This is a genomic window from Rhodobacter sp. NTK016B, assembly GCF_017303295.1.
Classification (GTDB): domain Bacteria; phylum Pseudomonadota; class Alphaproteobacteria; order Rhodobacterales; family Rhodobacteraceae; genus Pararhodobacter.
The window spans coordinates 52,178-67,657 of the sequence record NZ_JAFKOK010000002.1 but is presented as its reverse complement, the minus strand read 5'-3'; the positions used below and the strand labels follow the sequence as shown (position 1 = coordinate 67,657).

Below are 15,480 nucleotides of genomic sequence, written 5' to 3'. Positions count from 1 at the left end.
CATTCATCTGGAAGGATACCGAGAATGACCAAGGTTGCCGATGTCGTCGTGGACGCACTTGTCGAAGCGGGTGCAAAGCGCTGCTGGGGGATCGTGGGCGATACGATCAATCACTTCACCGATGCGGTGCGCCGGTCCGACCTGCGTTGGGTCCATGTGCGTCACGAAGAAGTTGGCGGGCTGGCCGCAGGCGGCGAGGCCTATTTCACCGGCGAACTGGCCGTCTGCGCAGGCACCTGCGGGCCGGGATCGCTGCATTTCGTCAACGGGATCTTCGAGAGCCATCGCAACGGCGCGCCCGTGCTGCTCATCGCCTCGGATGTGGCGCGGGCCGAGGCCGGGCTGGGCTTCCCGCAAGAGGTCGATCAGCGCAAGATCTACGAGCAGCACAGCGTGTTCTGCGAATATATCTCGCATCCCGATCAGGCGCGCCGCATTGTTGTGCAGGCCGCGCAGGCGGCGCTGACCCAGGGCGGCGTCGCGGTGGTCATCGTCAATGGTGACATGTTCGAGGAAGACAGCAAGGACGCGCTGCCCTGGTCCGTCCACCGCCCCAAGCCGCGCCTGCGCCCGTCCGATGACGAACTGGATGCGCTGGCCGACAGGCTCAACGCGGCCCGGGCCGTTACGCTCTATGCCGGGATCGGCGCGCGTGATGCCAAGCCTCAGCTGGTGGCGCTGGCCGAAAGGCTGGCCGCGCCCATTGCGCATACAAGCCGGTCGAAGGAATTCATCGAGCCCGACAACGCCTATAATGTCGGCATGATCGGCATTCTTGGTAACAAGGCCGGGGTCGAGGCCGTGGACGGCGCGGATGTGATGCTCTGCCTCGGCACCGATTTCGCCTACACGCAGTTCTATCCGGGTCAGGAAAAGATCATCCAGATCGACCGCGACCCCGCGCATATCGGGCGCCGCGCCCCCGTTGGCATGGGGCTGGTCGGCGATGTGGGCCCGACCGTCGAGGCGCTGCTGGACAGGCTGGATCAGAAGGACGACAAGGCGCATCTGGAAGCCGCGCGCAAGCAGTGGAAAGACGATCTCGACGGTTATGTCGGCGAGGCGCGGGAAAGCGACCCGTCGCTGATCCATCCGCAATTCGTCACACAAACGCTCGACCGGCTGGCCGCCCCGGACGCGATCTTCACCGCCGATGGCGGCTCGCCCATGGTCTGGCTGCTGCGGCACCTGACGGCAAACGGCGACCGGCGCTTCCTGACCAGCCTGCTGCACGGCACGATGGCGAATGCCTATCCGCAGGCCATGGGCGCCGTCGCCGCCTATCCGGGCCGTCAGGTTATCTCAATGAGCGGCGATGGCGGCATGACGATGCTGATGGGCGACCTGTTGACGCTCAGGCAAGAGAAACTGCCGGTCAAGATCCTGATCTACAACAACGGCTCACTCGGCTTCGTCGAGATGGAGCAACGGGTGGAAGGGCTGCTCGACAGTTTCACCGGGTTGGACAATCCCGATTTCGCCAAGCTGGCCGAGGTCTGCGGGCTCAAGGGCTGGCGGGTCGAGACGGCGGGCCAGCTGGAAGGGGCGATGAGCGAATGGCTCGCCGCCGATGGCCCCGCTTTGCTGGACGTTCGGGTCAACCGGATGGAGCTGGTCATGCCGCCAAAGGTGGAAGCCGGTCAGGTCGCCTCGACCGCGTTGTTCGGGGCCAAGGCGGTTCTGGACGGTCGTGCGCGTGAAGTGGTCTCGCTGCTGCGTGACAACTTCTTGCGGTAAGGGGCTGAATTGCGGGCGATGCTGACAGGCCGATCTTATCGCGCTGACCGGAAACGGCAACGAGGGCTGAGCGGGTCTGTCGGGGCCCTTGGCTCACCGTCAGGAAGCTCCGGGCGTCTTAAGGGGCCACGAGCGGGGCAGGACCCCGCTCGTGATTGTCTGTCAGCTCAGAAGCGGCGGCAGGTAGACCGGCTTGAGCGCATGAATGGCGTTGCGGGCTTCGTCCCCCGGTGTGCCATAGACCACGAAGCGCGCGGGCGTGGCGATGCCGAAAAGCTGGCGCGCGAATTTCGCGTTCAGGTTCTTCACATGGGTCACGACGGCCTCGTCATCGGCGTAGCCTTCGAGGATGTGGCACTGGGTCCCATCCTCGGAGATGAACCACTCGTACAGCGTGCAGCCCGGCTCGTCCGCACGGACGCTTTCGGACATATCGGCTGCCAGAGCGCGCAATTCGTCGGCGCGACCAGGGTCGAGCGTGGTTTCAAGGATCCAGGTAATGGCCATCTTGCCCCTTTCAGCGCGGCAGGTTGAACAGATTGACGAGATACAGCGACAACGCCGGGAAAGCGATGAGCAGCGTCAACCTGAGGATGTCGGCGGCGATGAACGGCGCCACGCCCGCGAAGATGGTCGATAGTTTGGTTCGTGGCAACATGGCTTTCATAACAAACACATTCATGCCGATGGGTGGGGTAATCATGCCGATCTCGATCACCATCACCGTCAGCACGCCCCACCAGATCGGATCGTAGCCATAGCTGAGGATCAGCGGAAAGACGAAGGGGATGGTGATGACCATCGACGAGATGGTCTCGAAGATCGAGCCGAGGATCAGATACATCACCATCAGCAGCATGATCACCCAGATGCCGGGCAGGCCGGTATCCTGAATGCCGCCGACGATCATCCGGGGCAGGCCCGAGATCGTCACCGCATAGGTGAAGATCGAAGCGCCGATGGTCATCAGGTAGATCATCGATGTGGTGGCGGCGGTTTCCTGCAGCGCGCTCCAGAATTTCGGCAGCGTCAGGCGGCCGCGCAGCAGCGCGATGAGGAAGGCGGCAAAGGCGCCCACGGCGGCGGATTCGTTGACCGAGAAGACGCCCGCATAGATCCCGCCCGAAACCATCACCATCAGCAGAACGGCGGTCCAGCCGTCGCGCAGCGCGTGCCAGCTTTCGCTCCACGGCTGCTTTTCGCTGCTCGAAGCCAGTTCAGGATTGCGCCGCACGAGGATCATGATCGTCAGGATATGCAGCGCCACGGCCAGCAGACCGGGGATCAGCGCGGCGACGAACAGGGTCTTGACGAATTGCTCGGTCAGCACGCCGTAAAGCACAAGGATGATCGAGGGTGGGATCAGCATCCCCAGCGTCCCGCCCGCCGCGATCGACCCGGTGGCGAGACGTTCGGAATAGTTGCGCTTCATCATCTCGGGCAGCGCGATGCGGGTCATCGTGGTGGCGGTGGCCACCGACGAGCCGCAGATCGCCCCGAAACCGGCGCAGCCGCCGATCGTCGCGACCGCCAGCCCGCCGCGGATATGTCCGATCAGCGCAAAGGCGATGCGATAGAGATCCGCCGATAGCCCGCCCACGGTGGCAAAGGATCCCATCAGCAGGAACAGCGGGATCACGGCCAGTTCGGCGCTGGATACTTTCGAGACGGTTTCCGAGCCGAACAGCGTCAGGGCAGGGCCCAGATCGCCGCGGATCAGGCCGAAGGTCGCAACCCCGGCGATACCCATGGCGACGCCGATGGGAACGTGCAGGACGATCAGGGCGAACATCACGCCCATGCCGATCAATCCGATGACATGCGGGTCCATCATTGGCCTCGTATTCAGCTATCGTGTTCAGGGGCGGGGTGATCGAGGATCTCGGCCACCACGACGAAGGTCTGCGCGGGAATGCAGATCCAGAAACAGGCGGCGGCGACCCACCACCAGGGCGCGACGGGCCAGTGCAGGACCATGGTGTATTCGTTCGACGCGGTGACGCGCTGGGCGTGCAGCGTGACATAATAGGCGATGGCCGCGAACATCAGCGCGGTGCACAGCGCCCCGAAGATCTCCAGCGCCCGGTTGCCCCAGCGCGGCAGCATGGCGCCCAGAAAGGCCACCTTGATCTGCCGCCGCTCCAGCAGACCGGCAGGAAAACAGGCGGCAATGACGATGATCGTCATCAGTTCGGACAGGTCATAGGCCCCGCGGATGGGCCGCCCGGTGGCTTCGCGGGTCAGGATATCGGCGACCGAAAGCGCCGCCACGAAGAGAAGAAACAGCACGCCCAGAATGGCTGCGGCGCGCGAAATGATCAGGAATGGCCGCTCGAGTCGTTGCACGACGCTCTCCGTTGCAAGAGGGAAGGGGGCCGGGCGTGTTCTGCCCGGCCCCCGCAGAGGGATCAGCGGCTGCGGATATCCTCGAGCTTGGCGACATAGGCGTCGATCAGTCCGGGCGTCGCATTCGCGGCCACCATGTCGATCACCGGCTGCACGCGGCGGGCGATCTCGGCGCGCTCTTCATCGGTGGGGATGACCAGCGTGTGGGTGTCCGAGTTGCGCCAGTCCTCGACATTGGATTCGATGGCGGGGCCGTAAAATTCGATCTGGCGGTCGACGATGTACTGGCCCGATTGCGCAAGGACTTCGTGCACATGCTCGGGCAGGCTTTCATAGACGCCGCGATTCATCAGGATGGTGAAGACCAGAACGCCCAGATTGCTGTCGTAATGGTTCTGCGCCACATCGGCGACGCGGAAGGTGCGCGCGACCGAGGCGTCGGTCATCGCGCCGTCGATCAGGCCGCGGTCGATGGCCTCGGCCATTTCGCCCGCGCTCATGGATTGCGCCACGCCGCCCAGAGCCTCGATCACCGCCGTCTGGATCTGCCCCGCAACGCGGAAGCGCAGACCTTCGACATCGGCAAGCGTGGCGACCGGCTCGCTGGTATGCAGCATGTACGAGCCCGAGCTGTACATGGCGACGACATAGTAGTCCTCGTACCCGGTCAGCGCGCCTTCCTGATAGAGTTCCAGCGCAGCCTGCGAGCCCTCGGCGGTGTTCTGCGCGAAGCCGGGCAGTTCGAACACGTCGAAATCGGGATAGACGCCGGGCGTGTAGCTGGGCACGGTCAGCGCCAGATCGGCCACGCCATCGGCGACCATCTGCGCCTGCGCCAGCGGGTTGCGGCCCAACGTGCCGCCCGCATAGAGCGTGATCTGCACGTCATCGTCGGCGGTCTGTTCATTGAACCAGTCGACCCAGGGCTGGTAGACATGCTGCACCGTGGGCGAGGCCGCCGGCACGAAGACCGAAAAGGCCAGATCGCGCGCCTGAGCGGCCCCGGCGGCAAGGGTTAGGGCCAATGTGGCCGCGAAGGCTGTCTTGGTTCTGTTCATCGTGATCTCCTCCCTAAGATCGTGATTATGTCCGGGCTTTGCCCGGGGCGTTCGTTCTATCCGCGACCGACGACAAAGGACGCGATGGTGGTCGTCGAGCCGCCGATATTCAACAGGCCCACGCGTTTCGCGTCCTCGACCTGATAATCGCCGGCCTTGCCGGTGACCTGTTTGTAGCCGTCGAGCATCATGCGCACGCCGGTGGCGCCCACCGGATGGCCCAGCCCGATCAGCCCGCCCGACGGGTTGATCGGCAGCTTGCCGCCCGGCGCGATCACGCCCTCTTCCACCGCCTTCCAGCTTTCGCCCGGCGCGGTGATCTCGTAGCTGTCGATGGCCGCGTATTCGGTCATCGCAAAGCAATCGTGGGTTTCGATGGCATCCAGCTGAAACGCGTTGTCGATCCCGGCGCGCGCGAAGCTTTCGCGGATCGCCTTGTTGACATGTGGTAGCACGAAACGGTCGTTGCGGCTCTCAGTCAGCTTTTCCGACAGCATCATTGGCGCGGTGCGATGGCCCCAGCCGTCGATCTTGGCCAGATCCGACAGTTGCAGCCCGCGTGCCTTGGCGTATTCCGCTGCGCGTTTGGCCGAGGCCAGAAACACCACCGCAGCGCCGTCCGTGACCTGCCCGCAATCGTTGCGGCGCACGCGGCCTTCGATCACCGGGTTGGCGTCGTCATCCTCGGTGAAAGAACGGTCGTTGAAGGCCCATTTCCGGGTCTGCGAATTGGGATTGCGCTTGCCGTTGGCGTAGTTGATGCGCGCGATCTCGCCCAGATGGGCGTAATCGATGCGGCCGAATTTCTCGCCGTAAGCGTCGATCAGATCGGCGAAGGCGGCGGGCCAGACATAGGTCGCGTCTTGCCATTCGCGCCCTGCCCAGGCGGCGGCGCCGAGGTTCTCGGCGGCCTTCTGGCCGGGCACGTTGCGCATGTATTCCACACCCAGAACGGCCACCAGATCATAGCGCCCCGCTTCGATTTCCGCCGCCGCCGCCAGCGCCGCCATCGAGCCCGAGGCGCAGGCGGCCTCGTGGCGCTGGGTGGGGATGCCCGACAGGTCGGGATGCAGCGATGCGATCATGCCGCCAAGCTGGCCCTGACCGCAGAACAGTTCGGCCACGAAATTGCCGACATGCACCGATTGCAGGTCGCGCGGCTCAAGACGGGTATTCTCCAGCCCCTCGAACAGCACGTCACGCATCATCGCGTCGATGCCCAGCCCTTCGCGGGCCCAGTTGCGGGCGAAATCGCTTTGTGCGCCGCCGAGGATATAGACGGGTTCAGGCATGGGCTTCTCCATGTTCGGCGAGCCAACGGGCCAGCGCCTTGCGGTCGAGTTTGGCCAGCGGCGTGCGGGGCAGGGCCTCGACGATTTCCAGCCGCTCTGGCCATTTGAATTTTGCCATCCCCACGCGGTCGCAGAAGGCGGCGACATCGGGCAGCGTCAGGTTGTGGCCGGGGTCCAGCGCGGCGAACAGGCAGACCTTTTCGCCCATCTGGGGATCGGCATAGGCGGCGGTCGCCACCTCGCGCACGCCGGGCAGGGCCGAGAGCGTGTTGTCGAGCTCGACAGGCGAGATCTTCATGCCGCCGCGCACGATGAGTTCGCGCGAGCGTGCATGGAAGCGGATCAGCGTGCCGCATTCCGAGATCTGGAACAGATCGCCCGAGGGAAAGAACCCGTCCTCGGTGAACTTGCTGCGATCGAGCCCCGCGCGGGAATAATAGCCGGGGAGCAGCGCCGGCCCCCGGTGATACATCTCGCCCAGCTTGCCCGGTTCGGTGACGGCGGCACCGGTGGCGGGATCGACCAGCTTGAAGCTGCCGCCATTGGCGGTGCGCAGCTCGGGCTTCCAGCTTTCATCGCCGTCGCGCGGGAAGAAGGCGGCGCGCTGTCGCGGATCGGGCAGGCGATCGACCGACGAACACATCTGCGCGCCCTCGTTCGAGCCGAAGAAATTGACGATCGGGATGCCGAACTTGTCCTGGAAAAAGACGAAGACCTCGGGGTCGGGCGGGGCCGAGCCGGTGCCGATGGCAATGAGCCGGTTCAGCGCGGGATGCAGATCAGGGTCGGACGCCAGTCCGCGCAGATAGACCAGCACGGTGGGCGCGACCATCGTATAGGTGATGTCTTCGCTTTTCAGCTGCATTAGGAACACCGCCACGTCGAACGGGTGGTGCAGGAACAGCGCCCCCGCCGTGCGCATCCAGCACATCATCAGCCCGCTGACGGCGGCGGCATTCACGAAGGGGAAGGGTGCAAGGATATTGGCGCCGTCGGGCAGGTTGAGCTTCTTCCACGCGCCAAGGGACGAGGCCATCATGTTGTTGTGGGTCTTGGGCACGGCCTTCGGCACGCCCTCGGTCCCCGAGGTCCAGAACACGGCGTAAAGCGCGTCGGCATCCAGCTTGGCGGGCTTCGGGGCTGCAATCCCGGGCGCGTCTATATCGAGCGGCGTCACACCGTCGGGCAGGCCGTCGCCGATGCCCAGCCGCAGCACGCTGTCGGGCAGCGCGTCGAGCCGCTCGGCATAGAAGGGCTGCCCTTTCAGGCTGGCCAGCGAGATATAGGCGTCGAAGCCCGCGACCTTGGACAGGTCGCGCAGCTCGCCCGAGCGATAGGCAATGGAAATCGGGCTGAGCACCGCGCCGATCTGGCCGATGGCGAGGTACAGCAGCACGGTTTCGGCGATATTGGGTAATTGCGTCGCGATCAGCGATCCGGGGCCCAGCCCGTGCGCCTGCAACAGCGCCGCATAGCGGTCGACGGCCACGCGCATCTGCGCATAGGTCAGCCGCTGGATCTGCCCGCCCGCGACCTGCGGGCGGTTGGGGGCATCGACAAGGCCCAGCCTTTCGGGCACGCGCTCGCAGGTCGTGGCGAACATCGCGGGCAGGGTGATGTCACCCCAATGCCCCTCGTCGCGGTAGCGGGCGCGGATCTCGGGCGGAAAGGGGCTGGTCATGCGCACAGGCTCCGGGTGCGGGCCTTGGCGGCGTCGTACTCGCGGGCCAGCCGGTCGACGATGACGGCGGTGGGTTCGACGGCTTCGATCTTGCCCACCCCTTGCCCCGCGGCCCAGATACCGGACCACGGTTTGACGGTTTCGTTCTGGCGACCCGTGAAGTTCAACTTGGCCACCTTGAATTCCAGCTCGGCCGGATCGAGGCCCTTGTTGATCATCGACGGCTTCATCATCGAGGCGCGCGCGCCGGTGAAGGCCCGCGTGACCATCAGGTCCGAGGCGTCGCATTCGATGCACATCTCGCGGTATTCGGGCTGGGCGATGTTTTCCTCGGCGGCAAGGAAAGCGGTGCCGATATAGCCGAAATCGGCACCCAGAACCTGCGCCGCCAGCACGGCCTCGCCGGTATTGATGGCGCCGCCAAGCGCGATGTAGCCGTCGAAGAACTGGCGCACGCGCTCAACGAACACCATCGGGCTCAGCTCACCGGTATGCCCGCCCGCGCCCGAGCAGACCAGCACAAGCCCGTCGACGCCCGCATCGGCAGCCTTTTTCGCCAGCTCGACCGAGATCACATCGGCAAAGACCAGCCCGCCATAGGCGTGAACGGTCGGGATCACCGGCTTGGGGCTGCCGAGCGCGGTGATGACCATAGGCGGCTGGTATTCGGCCACCTGTTCCAGATCGCCGGGCAGGCGCGGGCTGGTGGAATGGGTCACGAGGTTCAGCGCCCATGGCGCGTCGTCTTCGGTCAGGCGCGACCGAATGTCGGACATCCAGCCGCCCAGTTCCTTGCTGGTACGCAGGTTCGGCGCGGGAAAGCTACCGATAATGCCCGCTTTCGAGCAGGCAACGACCAGATCGGGCCCCGATACCAGAAACATCGGCGCCGCGAAGGCGGGCAGACGCAGGCGGGCGAGGCGGTCTTTCAAATTCATTGCGTCGTATCCTTCAGCCGCGCAGGGTTAGCGTGAAAATCTTCGATCAGTGCCGCCACGGCCTCGGGTGCTTCAAGCACCGCCATATGTCCGACCCCGTCAAGCTCAACATAGCGGCCCTTGGTGACGCCCTCGGCCACCGCGCGCCCGGCTGCGGGCGGGGTCACGGTGTCGGCGCTGCCGGTGATCACGAGGACCGGGCAGGCAAGGGCGGCAAGGCTTTCGGATTGGTCGGGGCGCGTGGCAAGCGCGGTCTGGTGGTCGGTGAAACGCCCGATCCCCTGCGCTGCGGCCATTCTGCGGATCGTCTCGCGCAGGGTGGCATCGTCGCGGCGCGCGGGCGAAAGCATGGTGTCGGCGATGATCGTCGCCAGCGCCTCGATCCCTTCGCGCGCGGCCCAGCGGGCGACCTTGCCGCGCTGGGTGGCCGCTTCGGGCGAGTCGGCGGCGGCGTTGGTGCCGACCAGAATCAGCGCGCCGACCTTGGCCGGATAACGGCGCGCGAGGGCGAGGGCGAGGTAGCTGCCCATCGACATGCCCAGAAGCGTGGCGCCGTCGGGAATCTGCGGGGCAAGGGTGTCGACGATGGCGTCGAAGCTGTCGCTGCGAGGCAGGGCGATGGCGCGTGCCGGTATGTTCAGTGCGGCCAAAAGTGGCGCGAAGACCTCGGTCTCGCACAACAATCCCGGCAAGCAGACCAGTTCCGGCATGTCTCGCTCCTCCCTCGTTGATACAATTACTAGACCTTGAATTTTGCGTTGGTCAAGGCAGAAATTGGATTTTTCAGAATGATGTTTTGATAAGCGGAACCCGCTTCGACGGAGTCCTGGCTGCATTTTGAAGAAATCGCGTAATTTCGGTCGCTTGGGTTGACCGGCGGCGGTGTGTGTTTGCGGCGCGACCGCTTCTTCTTGACTTCTGGTCTCGTTATCTGCATTTTTGGTCTAGATAACGAAACATAGGATGCCGCCATGCCCCTCGATCCTCCGCACGAGCACGACGACACGCCGCTGGCCGTGACGCGGGCGAATGTCCGCATGTATGCCCCGGACGGCACCCCGCCGCCCGATGCGCCGGACTGGATCTGGCATTACGATCACCCCTATCTGCACGGCGCCTTCGCGCCCACGGATGTGGAATACGAGGCCGAGGATCTGGAGGTCGAAGGCGAGATCCCCGACGATCTGTGCGGCGCCTACGTGATGAACGGCCCCTCGCAGCGCTTCGAGCCGGTGAATTCCAAGTACCACTACTATGATGGCGATGCGCAGCTTCGGGCGATCTATTTCCGCGACGGGAAAGCGACCTTCCGGCAGAAATACGTGCGCAACGGTGCCTTTCTTGTCGAAGAGAAAGCCGGCAAGGCGATCTGGCCAGGTCTGGCCGGGCCTTACGATTTCCGGCTGCCCGGCTCGCCCATCAAGGATGTCTCGAACACCGATGTCATCTTTTACAACGGCCATGTCCTGTCGCTGTGGTACATGGCGGGTGATCCTTACCGGGTGGATCCGCTGACGCTGGAAACCGTGGGGCGCGAGACGCTGGGCGGCAAGCTGCACCATTCGGTCTCGGCGCATTCGAAGACCGATCCCTTCACCAAGGAGCTGTTCTTCTTCAATTATCAGGACGAGCCGCCCTACATGTCTTACGGCATGGCCGATCCCGACGGGAATCTGCTGTTCGACATCGATATCGATCTGGGCGGCCCGCGCTCGCCGCACGATATGGGCCTGACCGAGAATTACGCGATCCTGCACGATCTGCCGTTCTACCACGATGTCGAGCTGCTGAAGAAACACAAGCGCCGGGTGATGGGCTTTCATCGCGACGTGCCCGCGCGATTCGGGCTGATCGACCGGTTCGGGCGCTCGGACAAGGTGCAGTGGTTCGAGGCCGAGCCCTGCTACATCCTGCATATCTCGAATTCGTGGGAAGAGGGCGAGTGGGTCCACATGATCGGCTGCCGTCAGGAAGACCCGATGCCGGTCAAGGACCCCGCCGATCACCATCTGGCCTCGATGATGGCTTATCGCCGCCGCTCGCATATCCTCTATCGCTGGAGCTTCAACACCCGCACCGGCGAGACGCGCGAAGGCCCGATCGACGACCGCAACACCGAATTCCCGACGGTCAACGGCAATTATCTGGGCCGCAAGACGCGCTATTCCTACAACCAGATCATCCCCGAAGCGCGCGACGGCACGCTTGAGGGGCGCTGCCAGACCTTCAACGGGATGATGCGCTACGATCTCGAAACCGGCGAGACGCAGACCTACGATTACGGCGCGGGCGTCTACGGTTCGGAAGCGCCGGTCGCGCCGGCCCGGGGCGCGGGGCGCGACGGCGGCGAGGGCAAGGCCTATCCCGTCACCTTCGTCACCGATTCCAACGACTGGTCGTCGGCCTGTCTGATCTTCGACGCCGACGACATCACCAAGCCGATTGCCAAGGTGAAGATCCCCCGCCGGATCTCGATCGGGTTCCATACGACTTGGATCGACGGCGCGGATATCTGGCCGGCCTGAGGTCGCCCGGATGGACAGCGGCGCGGGGGCGTGCTTGGGTCGGCGCAAAAAGGATGCCGATCTGACTGCCCCCGACCCCCTGCACCCGCACGCCGACACGTCCTATGACGCCGAAGCCGATACCCCGGCAGGACCGCCCGCCACGGCGCTGCGCCGGGCGCTGCGCGTGCTGGCCGATCCGTGGACGATGCTGATCCTCAAGGAGATCTTCAACGGCACGCGGCGTTTCGCGGTGATGCAGCGCGCGCTCAACATCCCCAAGCAGACGCTGTCGCTGCGTCTGGCGACCCTGTGTCACGAACAGATGCTCTATCGCCGTTTCGTCGGTCCGGGGCAGGGGGTGCTGGAATACGCGCCGACCGCAAAGACCTACGATCTGTCGGACGCGATGTACGCGATCTGGCTGTGGCATCAGGCCAATCCCAACGACGCCGACATCCTGCCCTTCGATATCGTGCACAAGGGCTGCGGCCATGTGCTGGGCGCGCAATATTGCTGTAGCGCCTGCGGCGAGCCTGCGACCGGCGCCAGCGTGACGGTCGAGCGCAGCCAGCCCGAGCAGTTCGAAAGCGGACCGCGCCCCCGGCTGGCGCGGCGCAACGATGCCAGCTTCACCGCCGCCGCGCCGCAGGCCGGGGGAATGGTCGCGGCATCGCTGGTGGGGGATCTGCCGTGCAACGAGATCCTGTATTTGCTGTTTCAGGGCCCGCGTCACATGCTGGCCATCGCGGGCGAGCTGGGGCTCGGTCCGAACGTGGTGCGCGACCGGCTGGACAAGCTGCGCGCGCTGGGTCTGATCCGGGAAGAAGCGCAGGGGCGCAAGCTGCTCTATTCCGTGCTTCCGCGCGCCGAAGGGTTCTTTCCGCTGCTTCTGGCGATTGCCGAATGGGGCGACCGCTGGTGCAACGAAGGCCAGCCCCCGCCCGATCCGCGCCGTCATGCCTGTGGCGCGATCCTGCGCGGGCGCTACCGTTGCGATCATTGCGGGGAATGGCTGGCGCGCGAGTCGCTGGCCATTCGCCCGAGACGGAGTACATAACTACCGGGAGTTGCGTTTCAATTTTGGAATAGTATTCTGCCATGCGGAATATCGGTGGCGAGGACACGGATTTGAGAGACGATGACGACGGCCCCGACGTGGTTGAAGCCGAGAGCAGCGATCCGAAATTCGTCACCGCGCTGGCGCGGGGCCTGTCGATTCTGAGGGCCTTCAGGCCCAACGAAGTCTATCTGTCCAACCAGATCTTCGCGCAGCGCACGGGCTTGCCCAAGGCCACCGTTACGCGGCTGACCTATACGCTGTGCAAGCTCGGCTATCTGGTGCAGGCCGATCCGGGCGGCGCCTATCGCCTGGGTCCGGGGGCGCTGACGCTGGGTTACGGTGTGCTGTCGGGCATGGAACTGAAGGACCGCGCGGCCATGGAACTGGCCGAGGTCTGCAAGGGCGACAACCACAACGTCGCCGCCGCCCTTGGTGAGCGCTATGGCCAGTCGATCGTGTATCTCTCGACCTATCGCTTTCCGAACTCGGTCTCGATGGTGTTTCATCTGGGGGCGCAGGTGCCGCTGTTTCACAGCTCGATCGGGCGCGCGACCCTGATGGGCCTGCCCGAAGACAAGCAGGACGCCCTGCTGGCCGAAGCGCAGCACGACGCCGCGCCCGAAGATCGCGAGCGGATGGCTAACGGTCTGGCCCGCGCGCGCGAAGACTATGCGCGGTGGGGTTTCTGTACCTCGTTCGGGGAATGGCGGCGCGAGATCAACGGCGTCGCGGCACCGGTCATTCCGCAGCAGGGCAATGCGCTCTACAGCATCAATGTCGGCGGTTTCGGCTTCCTGAACCCGCCCGAAGATCTTCTCACCCATTATGCGCCGCGCCTTCTGCGCGCGGCACGGACCCTTAGCCTGAGGCCCGAAGCCGATGCCTGACACGACGAAGACAGTCACGAAAAATGCCGACGCGACGACAGGGGATGAACCCGAATCGTTCTTTGCTCAGGGCGGGTTTCTGCAGGGGCTGGGCCTCAGGCGCAGCCTGTTCGAAGAGGACCGCGCGCGCTTCGAGCTGGCGGTCGAGCCCCGGCACATGAACAGGCTGGGGATTCCGCATGGCGGCGTCTATGCGACGATGCTGGACAGCGCGCTGGGCGCGGCGGGGTGCTGGGATGGCGCGCCCGACAGGTTCCGCCCCTCGGTCACGCTGAACCTCAATGTCAGCTATCTGGCCCAGCCCAAAGGCTCGCGGCTGATCGCCGACGGGCGTCGGACCGGCGGCGGCAAGTCGATCTATTTCTCTGAAGGCGAGATCCGCGACGATACCGGCGTTCTCATCGCGACCGCGACCGGCACGTTCAAGGTCGTCAGGCCGCGCTCATGAGGCCAGCCCGGCGACCAGCTGGGCCTTCATGATCTTGCCATTGGCATTGAGCGGCATCTCCGCCACGACGGTGACGATCTGCGGCCGCTTATAGGCTGCCAGACGGTCGTCGAGGAAGCTCTTGATCGTCGCCGCGTCGGTGCTGCCATCGGTGGTGACGAAGGCCAGGACCTCTTCGTTGTCCTGCGCCTGCCGTCCCGCGACGGCGGCCTGCCGCACGCCGGGGCAGGTCAGCAAGAGTGTCTCGATCTCGGCCGGATAGACGTTGAAGCCCGAGCGGATGATCAGTTCCTTCGAGCGCCCGGCAAGATGCAGGGCGCCGTCGGGGTCGAGCCGCACCAGATCGCCGGTGCGCAGGAAGCCGTCTTCGGTCATCGCCTGCGCGGTGGCGTCGGGGTCGCGGAAATAGCCCAGCATCACGTTGGGGCCACGCACCTGCAACTCGCCCACGCCGTCCTCGCCCGGGCTGTCGACGCGCAATTCGCAGCCGGGAAAGGCATAACCGACCGAGCCGTCCTCGCGTTTTGGCCCCATCGTGGTCGAGGCGATGCCCGGCCCCGCCTCGGTCATGCCGTAGCCGTTATGCAGCGGAAGGCCGAACACGGTTTCAATCCGCGCCTTGAGTCCGGGATCGAGCGGGGCGCCGCCGCAGCCGATCTGGCGCAGGCGTGGGGCGACAAGCGGGGTTCCGGCGTCGATCCGGTCCAGCAAAAGGCGGTAGACCTGCGGCACCACCGAGAAAATCGTCGCGCCCTGCGCCAGCCCGTTCAGTGCGCCGTCGACGCTGAAACGCGTCATCAGTCGCACCGCCGCCCCGGCCCGCAGCGCGGCAAGATAACCGGTCGCCAGCGCCATGATATGGGTGCCGGGGATGGTGAGCAGAAGCTCGTCCTCGGGCGTCATCGCGCGCATCTCGGCGGCGATGCGGGCATTCCAGCTGACGCTGGCATGGCTGAGCATCACGCCCTTGGGCGCGCCGGTCGTGCCCGAGGTATAGATCAGCAGCATCGGCTGGGTCTGCGGCGTCTTGCCGACGGGTTCGGGCCGCGCCTTGAGATCGGTCAGATAGGTCAGTTGCCGGCGCATCACCGGCGGCCCCGACTTTGCGCCCAGACGCTTGGCATGGGCAGCGGCATCGGGCGAGACCACGTTGGTAAAGATCGTCACCCGCGGCGTGGAATGGGCGCGCAGCGCGTCCAGTTCGGCGGCGGTCAGGCGGGCATTGACCGGCACGCACCACGCCCGCAGCCGCGCGCAGGCCAGCAGCACGGGGGCGATGAGCGGGCTGTTCTCGGCCACCAGCATCACCCGGTCGCCGGGACGCACGCCCGCCGCGACCAGCGCTGCGTCGCAATCCTCGGTCTCGCGGCGCAGGGTGCGATAATCGGTCCGCTTGCCTGAATCGTCGATGATCGCGGTCAGCGCGCCGTCATGCCCGTCGATCAGCTTGTCGACCCAGTCCATCACGTCCCTCCAGCACTGTCCGTGCGGGGAGGTAACGCCAAGACGGGCAAGTCGTCAATATT

General features: G+C 65.2%; 15 protein-coding genes. 5 read left to right on the top strand and 10 right to left on the bottom strand.

Translation table 11 applies throughout. The features are described 5' to 3' along the window. The first annotated feature begins 24 nt into the window (after nucleotides 1–24). On the top strand, nucleotides 25–1,737 hold the full coding sequence (locus JI664_RS02625) for a thiamine pyrophosphate-dependent enzyme (RefSeq protein WP_207012169.1): 1,713 nt from the start codon (nucleotides 25–27) through the stop codon (nucleotides 1,735–1,737). A gap of 162 nt (nucleotides 1,738–1,899) precedes the next feature. Here the strand turns inward: JI664_RS02625 and JI664_RS02620 are convergent, their stop codons facing one another. The 9 genes from JI664_RS02620 to JI664_RS02580 form a co-directional block, all read right to left on the bottom strand. Beyond that, nucleotides 1,900–2,244: a putative quinol monooxygenase gene (locus JI664_RS02620; protein ID WP_207012168.1), complete on the bottom strand. Its 345-nt coding sequence runs from the start codon at nucleotides 2,242–2,244 to the stop codon at nucleotides 1,900–1,902. Nucleotides 2,245–2,254: 10 nt separating this feature from the next. Then, a complete protein-coding gene (locus JI664_RS02615) occupies nucleotides 2,255–3,568 on the bottom strand; it encodes a TRAP transporter large permease (RefSeq protein ID WP_207012167.1) in 1,314 nt (437 codons plus the stop codon). Between the two features lie 14 nt (nucleotides 3,569–3,582). Next, nucleotides 3,583–4,083, bottom strand: coding sequence for a TRAP transporter small permease (locus JI664_RS02610; protein WP_207012166.1), 501 nt, complete (start codon nucleotides 4,081–4,083; stop codon nucleotides 3,583–3,585). A gap of 62 nt (nucleotides 4,084–4,145) precedes the next feature. After that, nucleotides 4,146–5,141 carry a TRAP transporter substrate-binding protein gene (locus tag JI664_RS02605; RefSeq protein WP_207012165.1) on the bottom strand — a complete coding sequence of 332 codons (996 nt, stop codon included), beginning with the start codon at nucleotides 5,139–5,141 and terminating at the stop codon, nucleotides 4,146–4,148. 56 nt (nucleotides 5,142–5,197) lie between these two features. Next, nucleotides 5,198–6,433, bottom strand: a complete 1,236-nt coding sequence (locus tag JI664_RS02600; RefSeq protein ID WP_207012164.1) for an acetyl-CoA acetyltransferase — start codon at nucleotides 6,431–6,433, stop codon at nucleotides 5,198–5,200. After that, entirely contained in the window at nucleotides 6,426–8,114 is a 1,689-nt protein-coding gene (locus tag JI664_RS02595; RefSeq protein ID WP_207012163.1) for a class I adenylate-forming enzyme family protein, read from the bottom strand. Before JI664_RS02595 ends, JI664_RS02600 begins: the two co-directional genes overlap by 8 nt. Beyond that, entirely contained in the window at nucleotides 8,111–9,052 is a 942-nt protein-coding gene (locus tag JI664_RS02590) for an NAD(P)H-dependent flavin oxidoreductase (RefSeq protein WP_207012162.1), read from the bottom strand. The genes JI664_RS02595 and JI664_RS02590 overlap by 4 nt, the downstream gene beginning before the upstream one ends. After that, nucleotides 9,049–9,762, bottom strand: coding sequence for an alpha/beta fold hydrolase (locus tag JI664_RS02585; RefSeq protein WP_207012161.1), 714 nt, complete (start codon nucleotides 9,760–9,762; stop codon nucleotides 9,049–9,051). The genes JI664_RS02590 and JI664_RS02585 overlap by 4 nt, the downstream gene beginning before the upstream one ends. Before the next feature lie 29 nt (nucleotides 9,763–9,791). Next, complete coding sequence (locus JI664_RS02580; protein ID WP_207012160.1) at nucleotides 9,792–10,025, bottom strand: hypothetical protein; 234 nt, start codon at nucleotides 10,023–10,025, stop codon at nucleotides 9,792–9,794. Here JI664_RS02580 and JI664_RS02575 point away from each other — a divergent pair. From JI664_RS02575 to JI664_RS02560, 4 genes are all read left to right on the top strand, one after another. Then, nucleotides 10,024–11,577, top strand: a complete 1,554-nt coding sequence (locus tag JI664_RS02575; RefSeq protein WP_207012159.1) for a carotenoid oxygenase family protein — start codon at nucleotides 10,024–10,026, stop codon at nucleotides 11,575–11,577. The genes JI664_RS02580 and JI664_RS02575 overlap by 2 nt on opposite strands. A gap of 34 nt (nucleotides 11,578–11,611) precedes the next feature. Continuing rightward, the gene (locus JI664_RS02570) at nucleotides 11,612–12,616 is read left to right on the top strand and encodes a winged helix-turn-helix transcriptional regulator (protein WP_207012158.1); all 1,005 of its coding nucleotides are present in this window, start codon (nucleotides 11,612–11,614) and stop codon (nucleotides 12,614–12,616) included. A gap of 71 nt (nucleotides 12,617–12,687) precedes the next feature. After that, the gene (locus JI664_RS02565) at nucleotides 12,688–13,506 is read left to right on the top strand and encodes an IclR family transcriptional regulator (protein WP_207012157.1); all 819 of its coding nucleotides are present in this window, start codon (nucleotides 12,688–12,690) and stop codon (nucleotides 13,504–13,506) included. After that, nucleotides 13,499–13,954: a PaaI family thioesterase gene (locus JI664_RS02560; protein WP_207012156.1), complete on the top strand. Its 456-nt coding sequence runs from the start codon at nucleotides 13,499–13,501 to the stop codon at nucleotides 13,952–13,954. Before JI664_RS02565 ends, JI664_RS02560 begins: the two co-directional genes overlap by 8 nt. Here JI664_RS02560 and JI664_RS02555 read toward each other — a convergent pair. Then, the gene (locus tag JI664_RS02555; RefSeq protein ID WP_207012155.1) at nucleotides 13,949–15,418 is read right to left on the bottom strand and encodes a class I adenylate-forming enzyme family protein; all 1,470 of its coding nucleotides are present in this window, start codon (nucleotides 15,416–15,418) and stop codon (nucleotides 13,949–13,951) included. The genes JI664_RS02560 and JI664_RS02555 overlap by 6 nt on opposite strands. Between the last annotated feature and the right edge of the window lie 62 nt (nucleotides 15,419–15,480).